Annotated in this window: 8 protein-coding genes; 6 read left to right on the forward strand and 2 right to left on the reverse strand. The window is 73.1% G+C overall.

Annotated elements, in window-relative coordinates; genetic code table 11:
• Nucleotides 1-26: 26 nt before the first annotated feature.
• On the forward strand, nt 27-581 hold the full coding sequence (locus ACI79D_RS19530; RefSeq protein ID WP_456920139.1) for a DUF6318 family protein: 555 nt from the start codon (nt 27-29) through the stop codon (nt 579-581).
• Between the two features lie 441 nt (nt 582-1,022).
• Complete coding sequence (locus ACI79D_RS19535; protein WP_456920140.1) at nt 1,023-1,490, forward strand: hypothetical protein; 468 nt, start codon at nt 1,023-1,025, stop codon at nt 1,488-1,490.
• An 82-nt stretch (nt 1,491-1,572) separates the two neighbouring features.
• On the opposite strand, the gene ACI79D_RS19540 is transcribed toward ACI79D_RS19535, so the two are convergent.
• Together ACI79D_RS19540 and upp are read right to left on the reverse strand one after the other, a co-directional pair.
• Nucleotides 1,573-2,460, reverse strand: coding sequence for a Gfo/Idh/MocA family protein (locus tag ACI79D_RS19540; RefSeq protein WP_456920141.1), 888 nt, complete (start codon nt 2,458-2,460; stop codon nt 1,573-1,575).
• A complete protein-coding gene (gene upp, locus ACI79D_RS19545; protein WP_456920142.1) occupies nt 2,457-3,080 on the reverse strand; it encodes a uracil phosphoribosyltransferase in 624 nt (207 codons plus the stop codon). Before upp ends, ACI79D_RS19540 begins: the two co-directional genes overlap by 4 nt.
• 74 nt (nt 3,081-3,154) lie before the next feature.
• On the opposite strand from upp, the gene deoC reads away from it, so the two are divergent.
• From deoC to ACI79D_RS19565, 4 genes are read left to right on the forward strand one after another with little or no spacing between them, the layout of a single operon-like run.
• Complete coding sequence (gene deoC / locus ACI79D_RS19550) at nt 3,155-4,150, forward strand: deoxyribose-phosphate aldolase (RefSeq protein ID WP_456920143.1); 996 nt, start codon at nt 3,155-3,157, stop codon at nt 4,148-4,150.
• Nucleotide 4,151: 1 nt separating this feature from the next.
• Nucleotides 4,152-5,627: an aldehyde dehydrogenase family protein gene (locus tag ACI79D_RS19555; RefSeq protein WP_456920144.1), complete on the forward strand. Its 1,476-nt coding sequence runs from the start codon at nt 4,152-4,154 to the stop codon at nt 5,625-5,627.
• Entirely contained in the window at nt 5,624-6,493 is an 870-nt protein-coding gene (locus tag ACI79D_RS19560) for an aldehyde dehydrogenase family protein (RefSeq protein WP_456920145.1), read from the forward strand. Before ACI79D_RS19555 ends, ACI79D_RS19560 begins: the two co-directional genes overlap by 4 nt.
• Before the next feature lie 47 nt (nt 6,494-6,540).
• Complete coding sequence (locus ACI79D_RS19565; RefSeq protein WP_456920146.1) at nt 6,541-7,950, forward strand: hypothetical protein; 1,410 nt, start codon at nt 6,541-6,543, stop codon at nt 7,948-7,950.
• Nucleotides 7,951-8,065 lie beyond the last annotated feature (115 nt).

Genomic DNA, 8,065 nt, shown 5'->3' on the forward strand with positions numbered 1-8,065 from the left:
TGGCACGGGCGTGGAGCCTGCGACTGGTGGCGAGCCTCGCAGTGGGCGCGGCGGTGCTGGGCGGGTGCTCGGAGGGGCAGGAGGCGGCGGACACGCTGCCGAGCGCGGACGCTCCTGCGGCGACGGAGGAGGAACTCCCGCCCCTCGGACCCGAGGACCTGCCGATGCCCGACGAGGCCCGGACTCAGGACGCCGCGGGCGCCGAGGCCTTCGTCCGCTACTACATCGACCTCATCAACCGGACGTCGACGGTCATGGACGCCGCTCCCCTGCGCGAGTTCAGCAACGGCTGCCGCGACTGTGACCGCATCGCTTCCACCATTGAATCCGACATAACCGCGGGTTACCGATACGAGGGCGGAAACATTACCGTCACGGAGATTGCACAACCTCTCCTCGAGGGCGACACAGCAGAGATGGCGATGCAGGTAGATCAAGCGGCCCTAGTCGTGCTTGACAAGACTGACACAAGCGTCGCGGAACTCGGATCTCCTACATACGAAGACCTGAGTGGTGGCGCGGCATTGAGTTGGGATGAGCAGCATCAGTCTTGGCTCCTCACCGCACTCACTCTCGAGTAGCACATGCGCTTCGCTCTGCGACTCAGCTCTTTAGTAGTCACATTCCTCGTTCCGCTGATGATGTCTGGTACGGCTACGGCAGAAAACTGCGGCCGACGGCTCTGTCCAGTTGTCGAGAACGCGCCCGGCGCGCTAACCGCTGCTTATGTGGTGGCCGAGCCTGGTTCATCCTGGGTCGCCAGCTCATCCGCTCCCCAAGATCATCCGTACACGTACCGACTGATCGATCCCTGCGTGGAGAACGACACGACAACCGGTAGTTGTCAGGGAGTCGACTTCCGCGCGTGCCCAACACCGCCTGATCGAGTGGCCGACTTCCTCCTCGTCCAACAGCGGCGACTGGTACTACCCGACGGCACCACGGCTGACGGCTTCGCCGTGACGCCAGGGACGCCTCCAGGGACCGGGGTGGGACCGTGGCTGAATCTCGTCCGCACGTGCGTGGACATCACGGCGCTGAACCCGCCGCCGTCCCCCGGTGAGGTGTTCCGCTACTTCCAGACCCTCCCGCTGCCCCAACTGGACACCCAGCAGCAGCCGCCGGGCAACGCCCTCGTCGGCCTGTCGGTCGTCTTCCACACCGACGGCCCGACCACGCAGACGTTCACCGTCGACATCCGGGGTTTCACGGTCGACATCGTCGCCACCGCGACCGGCTTCACCTGGCACACCGGCGACGGCACCGACCTCACCAGCACCGACCCCGGCGCCCCGTACCCGGACCACTCGGTCAGCCACGAGTACCGCAGCGGCACCTACACCGCCTCGCTGACCACCACCTGGAGCGGCACCTTCAGCGTCGACGGCGGGACCAGCGCCGACGTCCCCGGCACCACGACCACCGACGGCCCGCCGGTGACGTTCGACGTCCTGCAGGCGCGCCCGGTCCTCACCAACCCGTACGACTGACACTGCGGGTGTTCCTCGTGCTGTGCGGGTCCTGCAGGACCCGCACAGCACGAGGAACACCCGCAAAGGCGCCGACGAAGCGCTACACCGTCTCCCGGCAGCCCGAGGCCAGCGCCCGCTCCGCCGTCGCCAGCACCGCGACCACCTCGCGCGCGAAGCCGACGTCGCAGGGGTGCGCCCCGCCGGTCATCGCGGCCTGGCCCAGCTCCTCGACCGCGACCGACAGCGCCTCGACCGGGTGCTCGGTGTCGGGCAGCAGGACCACCCGGCCGGCATCCCCGTGCACGTAGAACTCGATGCCGGTCGACATCGGCGCGACGGTGTGCGACAGCGTCACGGTCGACGCCACGCCCGCGGAGTGCTGCAGCACCAGGTGGACGGTGTCGCCCGCGCCACCGCCGGCCTGCACCGAGGTGACCGGCCCGAGCGCCGGGAGCAGCAGGGACAGCGCGTGCGGGCCGATGTCCCACAGCGCCCCGTGCTGCCGGCGCCAGGCCGAGTCGAAGGGGCTGCCGGCGAGCGCGCTCAGCCACGTCCCGGCACCTCCGGCCAGCATGGTCCGGCCGGCCTGGGCCAGCCACGTCGACGTCCCCGTCTGGAAGCGGAAGGTGAAGAAGACGACCGAGGCGACCCCCGACGAGCGCACCGCCGCGACGACGCGGTCGGCCTCCTCCACCGAGAGCCCGATCGGCTTCTCCAGCAGCAGGTGCTTGCCGGCGGCCGCGGCCCGCTCCACCAGGCCGACCTGCACCGACGGCGGGACGGCGATCGCCACCGCGTCGACCTGCTCCAGGAGGGCGTCGAGGTCGGCGTAACCGGGGACGTCGAACTCCGCGCCGACGGCCTTGGCCTTGGCCAGGTCCCGGCCCCACACGCCCACGAGGGACGCCGTCGGGTGCTCGGCGAGCGCGGCGGCGTGGACGGTCTGCGCCCAGTGACCGGTCCCCAGCACGCCGAAGCGCACGGTCACACCGCCCCGAACTGCCGGTCCCCGGCGTCGCCCAGGCCCGGGACGATGTAGGCCTTGTCGTTGAGCCCCTCGTCGACCGAGGCGGTGAACACCCGCAGCGGCAGGCCGCTGGCCTCCAGCCGGGCGATGCCCTCGGGCGCGGCCAGGGCGCAGAGCACGGTGATCGAGGTGGCGCCGCGCGCGGTCAGCAGCCCGCAGCAGTGCACCAGCGAGCCGCCGGTGGCCAGCATCGGGTCCAGGACGAACACCTCGCGGTCGACCAGGGACGCCGGCAGCGACGCCATGTAGGCCTCCGGCTGGAAGGTCTCCTCGTTGCGGGCCAGCCCCACGAAGCCCATCTGCGACTCCGGCAGCATCCCGTGCGCGGTGTCGGCCATGCCCAGCCCGGCCCGCAGCACCGGCACGATCAGCGGCGGGGCGGCCAGCCGGTAGCCGGTGGTGCCGGTGACCGGCGTGGTGATCGGCTCCTCGGCCACGGCGAGATCGCGGGTGGCCTCGTAGACCAGCATCTGGGTGAGCTCGCGCAGTGCCGCCCGGAACGCCGCGTTGTCGGTCCGCTCGTCGCGCATGCGGGTCAGGCGGGCACGGGCGAGCGGGTGGTCCACGACGGTCAGCTGCACGCGGGCCACCGTATCGGCCCCGACCGGCCCACCGTGTCGGCCAGGGGAGATCGGGCTCGGGGGAGAATGCGCCCATGACCCACGTGCTCGACCCCGACGCCCTGACGGCGGAGACCCCGCCGCGGCGCGAGCCCCTGGCGCCGTTCAGCGACGTGACCCGCTCCGACGCCGCCTTCCGGGCGTTCCTGCACGGCCTGCCCGGCGTCGACCAGGTCGGCGCCGAGGCCCGTGTCGGCGTGCTCGGCACCCGGTCGATCAAGACCACCGCCAAGGCCTGGGCCATCGACACCGCGATCTCGATGGTCGACCTCACCACGCTCGAGGGCGCCGACACCCCGGGCAAGGTCCGCTCGCTGGCGGCCAAGGCCAAGCAGCCCGACCCCACCGACCCGACCTGCCCGCGGGTGGCCGCGGTCTGCGTCTACGGCGACCTCGCCGGCGTCGCGACCGAGGCGCTCGCCGGCACCGGCATCCACACCGCCGCCGTCGCGACCGCCTTCCCCAGCGGCCGGGCCAGCCGTGCGGTCAAGCTCGCCGACGTGCGGGACGCCGTGGCGAACGGCGCCGACGAGATCGACATGGTCATCGACCGCGGGGCGTTCCTGGCCGGCCGCCACCTCGACGTCTACGACGAGATCGTCGCGGTGAAGGAGGCCTGCGGCACCGCCCACCTCAAGGTCATCCTCGAGACCGGCGAGCTGGTCACCCTCGACAACGTCCGCCGCGCCTCCTGGCTGGCCATGCTCGCCGGCGGCGACTTCATCAAGACCTCCACCGGCAAGGTCTCCCCCGCCGCGACGCTGCCGGTGTGCCTGGTGATGCTCGAGGCGGTCCGCGACTTCCGCGCCGCCACCGGCCGCCAGGTCGGCGTCAAGCCCGCCGGCGGCATCCGGACGACGAAGGACGCCGTCAAGCACCTGGTCCTCGTCAACGAGGTCGCCGGGCCCGACTGGCTCTCCCCCGACTGGTTCCGCTTCGGCGCCTCCAGCCTGCTCAACGACCTGCTCCTGCAGCGGCAGAAGCTGCGCACCGGCCACTACTCCGGCCCCGACCACGTGACGGTGGACTGACGTGACGATCACCCCGCCCAGCCCGGCCCAGCCCGCCACGCCCTTCGAGTACGCCCCCGCCCCCGAGTCGCGGTCGATCGTCGACATCGCGCCGTCCTACGGGCTGTTCGTCGACGGCGAGTTCGTCGACGGCACCGGGAACTCGTTCAAGACGGTCAACCCGGCCACCGAGGAGGTCCTCTCCGAGGTCACCGAGGGCACCACCGAGGACGTCGACCGCGCCGTCCGCGCCGCCCGCCGCGCGTTCACCCGCGTGTGGGGGCCGATGCGCCCGGCCGACCGCGGCAAGTACCTGTTCCGCATCGCCCGGCTGCTGCAGGAGCGCGCGCGGGAGTTCGCCGTCCTGGAGTCGCTGGACAACGGCAAGCCGATCCGGGAGTCCCGCGACGTCGACGTCCCCCTGGCCGCGGCGCACTTCTTCTACCACGCCGGCTGGGCCGACAAGCTGGACTGGGCGGGCCTCGGGCCGGGCCCGCGGCCGCTGGGCGTGGCCGGCCAGGTCATCCCGTGGAACTTCCCGCTGCTGATGCTGGCGTGGAAGGTCGCGCCCGCCCTGGCCACCGGGAACACCGTCGTCCTCAAGCCGGCCGAGACCACGCCGCTGACCGCGCTGCTGTTCGCCGAGGTCTGCCGGCAGGCCGACCTGCCGCCGGGCGTGGTGAACATCGTGACCGGCGCCGGCCACACCGGCCGGGCCGTGGTGGAGCACGACGACGTCGACAAGGTGGCCTTCACCGGGTCCACCGAGGTCGGGCGGTCGATCGCCCGGGCCGTCGCCGGCACCCGCAAGAGGCTGACCCTGGAGCTGGGCGGCAAGGCGGCCAACATCGTCTTCGACGACGCCCCGATCGACCAGGCCGTCGAGGGCATCGTGCAGGGCATCTTCTTCAACCAGGGCCACGTGTGCTGCGCGGGCAGCCGGCTGCTGGTGCAGGAGTCGGTCCACGACGAGGTGATCGCCAGCCTGCAGCGGCGGATCGGCACGCTGCGCGTCGGCGACCCGCTGGACAAGAACACCGACATCGGCGCGATCAACTCCGCCGAGCAGCTGGCCCGCATCCGGGAGCTCTCCGACATCGGCGAGGCCGAGGGCGCGCAGCGCTGGCAGCCGGCCTGCGAGCTGCCCGAGCGGGGCTTCTGGTTCCCGCCGACGGTGTTCACCGACGTCTCCCCCGCCCACCGCATCGCCCGCGACGAGGTCTTCGGGCCGGTGCTGTCCGTGCTGACCTTCCGGACGCCGGACGAGGCCGTCGCCAAGGCCAACAACACCACCTACGGGCTGTCGGCCGGGGTCTGGACCGAGAAGGGCTCGCGGATCCTGAAGATCGCCGACCAGCTGCGCGCCGGCGTGGTGTGGGCCAACACGTTCAACAAGTTCGACCCGACGTCGCCCTTCGGCGGCTACAAGCAGTCCGGCTACGGCCGGGAGGGCGGCCGGCACGGGCTCGCCGCGTACCTGAAGGGGGCCTCGGAGTGAGCCCGGACCGTCTCGCCGTCCGCAAGACCTACAAGCTCTACGTCAACGGGGCCTTCCCGCGCTCGGAGTCGGGGCGCACCTACGAGGTCACCGACGCGAAGGGGCACTTCCTGGCCAACGCCGCCTGGGCCTCCCGCAAGGACGCCCGGGACGCCGTCGTCGCCGCCCGCGCCGCCTTCGGCAAGTGGTCCGGCGCCACCGCGTACAACCGCGGCCAGGTGCTGTACCGGGTGGCCGAGGTGATGGAGGGCCGGCACGTCCAGTTCTGCGACGAGGTCGCCGCGGGCGAGGGCCTGTCGGCCTCCAAGGCCCGGGCCGCCGTCGACGCCGCGATCGACCGCTGGGTCTGGTACGCCGGGTGGACCGACAAGCTCGGCGCCGTCCTCGGCGGGGCCAACCCGGTCGCCGGCCCGTACTTCGACTTCTCCCTCCCCGAGCCCACCGGGGTGGTCGCCGTCCTCGCGCCGCAGCGCTCCTCGCTGCTCGGACTGGTCAGCGTGCTCGCCCCGGTGCTGGCCGGTGGCAACACCGCCGTGGTCGTGACCTCGAAGGAGCGCCCGCTGCCCGCGGTCACCCTCGGCGAGGTGTTGGCGACCAGCGACGTCCCCGCGGGCGTGGTGAACCTGCTGACCGGCGACGCCGGGGAGATCGGCCCGTGGCTGGCCGAGCACGACGACGTCGACGCCGTCGACCTCACCGGCGCCCCGGCCGACCGCGCGATGGAGCTGGAGCGGCTGGCAGCGGGCAGCATCAAGCGGGTGCTGCGCCCGCCGGCCGAGGAGCCGGACTGGACCGCCGACCCCGGGCTGACCCGGCTGACACGCTTCCTCGAGACCAAGACCGTCTGGCACCCGATGGGCGTCTGACAGCACCTCCCGAACCCGGAGGTGCGCTCCCAGGGGGAGCGGGCAGGATGTGCCCCGTGGCAAGGCCCAGCATCGTCCCGATCGCCCTGACCCTCGACGACCGCACCGGATACACCCTGTGGGCCCCGCCGTGGGAGGAGGACGGCGAGGAGTGGCAGGCGTTCCTCGGCACGTCCGAGGGCGACCGGGCCAGCGTCCACCTCTTCCCGACGCCGGCGGCGCTGGCGGCGTTCTGCCGCAGCCGCACCGACCACGACCTGGCCGACCACCCGGTCTGGCCGGTCGTCGTCGGCCTCGGTGCCGCCGACCTGACGCCGGACGACGACCACCGCTACGACCTCGACGGCGTCTACGACATCGCCGCGGAGAACCCCGACCGCTGGGCGGTGGAGGAGCTCGCCGCCACCGTCGACATCGTCAGCCGGCTGGCCGAGTGCCTGGACGTCGACGACGAGGACGAGCTGGACGACGAGCTCACCGACGACGAGGACGAGCGGGACGTCGACGCCGACGTCGACCTCGACCGGCGTCCGGACGCCGACGTGGAGCGCGGCGGGGAGTTCGGCTCGCTGGCCGAGCTCGTGGCCCGTCCCGAGGTCGGGTCCCTGGGACTGGGCGTGGACGCCTTCGTCGGCCGCTCCGGCGAGGACGCGTGGATCGGCGTCGGCAACGCCCTCGACGACCTGTGGGAGGACGTCCTCGAGGAGCTCGACGCTCACCTGGACTGGACCGGCGGAGGAACCGTCACGCTCGACGAGTACCCCTCGGCGTCGGAGACCGAGGGCGACGAGGACGCCGCGGAGGAGACCGCGGCCGCCCCGGCCCCCACGGAGTCGGCTGCCGCTCCGGTGAGCGCCATCGCCCGCCCCGGCCGGATCAGCGCCACCCCGTCCGAGGTCGCGAAGGCCGCCGAGTTCTGGGAGGCGGTCGGCATCCTGCCGGTGGAGGTCGTCGTCCCGGAGGGCGCCGGGGTGACGCTGCGCTGCTACGTCGACGACCGGGCCCGCTTCCTGGGCCGCGACGGCCAGGTGTACCTCTTCTCCTCCCCCGCCGACCTCTCCCGGTTCTGCGCGAGCAACGAGGAGCACGACCTCTCCGAGATCGCGTCCTGGCCGGAGGTCGCCGACACCGACGTCCCGCCGCTGCCGGCCGAGCAGGACCGCTACGACCTCACCGAGCTCACCGACGTCCTGACCGAGGTGGCCGACGGGGCCGCGGGGCTCGCCGACCACCGCGCGCTGGCCCAGCCGGTGGAGGGCGTGCGCGACATCGCCGAGTACGCCGGGCTCGGCCGGGTCGACGAGCTGCTGCGCCCGTCGGAGCCGCTGGGCCGGGCGGTGGCCCGGGCCGAGCGCGAGCCCGAGGCCGTCCTGCGCGCCGAGGACGCCGCCGCGCTGCGGCAGCCCTGGGACGAGGTGGTCGCCCAGGTCAGCGGTGCCCTGACCTTCCGCGACTAGGGGCCACCCACAGGCACAGACGGCAGGGGGGGGGGGGGCGGGGGCCGGGGCGCGCCCCGCGCGCGGGGGGGGGGGGGGGGGGGGGGGGGGGGGGGGCGGGGGGGGGGGGGGGGCG

Source organism: Geodermatophilus sp. SYSU D00708 (assembly GCF_054050115.1).

Excerpts from the sequence above, each read along its gene's own strand:
- deoC (WP_456920143.1), top strand. The coding sequence starts at position 3,155 with ATGACCCACGTGCTCGACCCCGACGCCCTGACGGCGGAGACCCCGCCG.
- ACI79D_RS19565 (WP_456920146.1), top strand. The coding sequence starts at position 6,541 with ATGTGCCCCGTGGCAAGGCCCAGCATCGTCCCGATCGCCCTGACCCTC.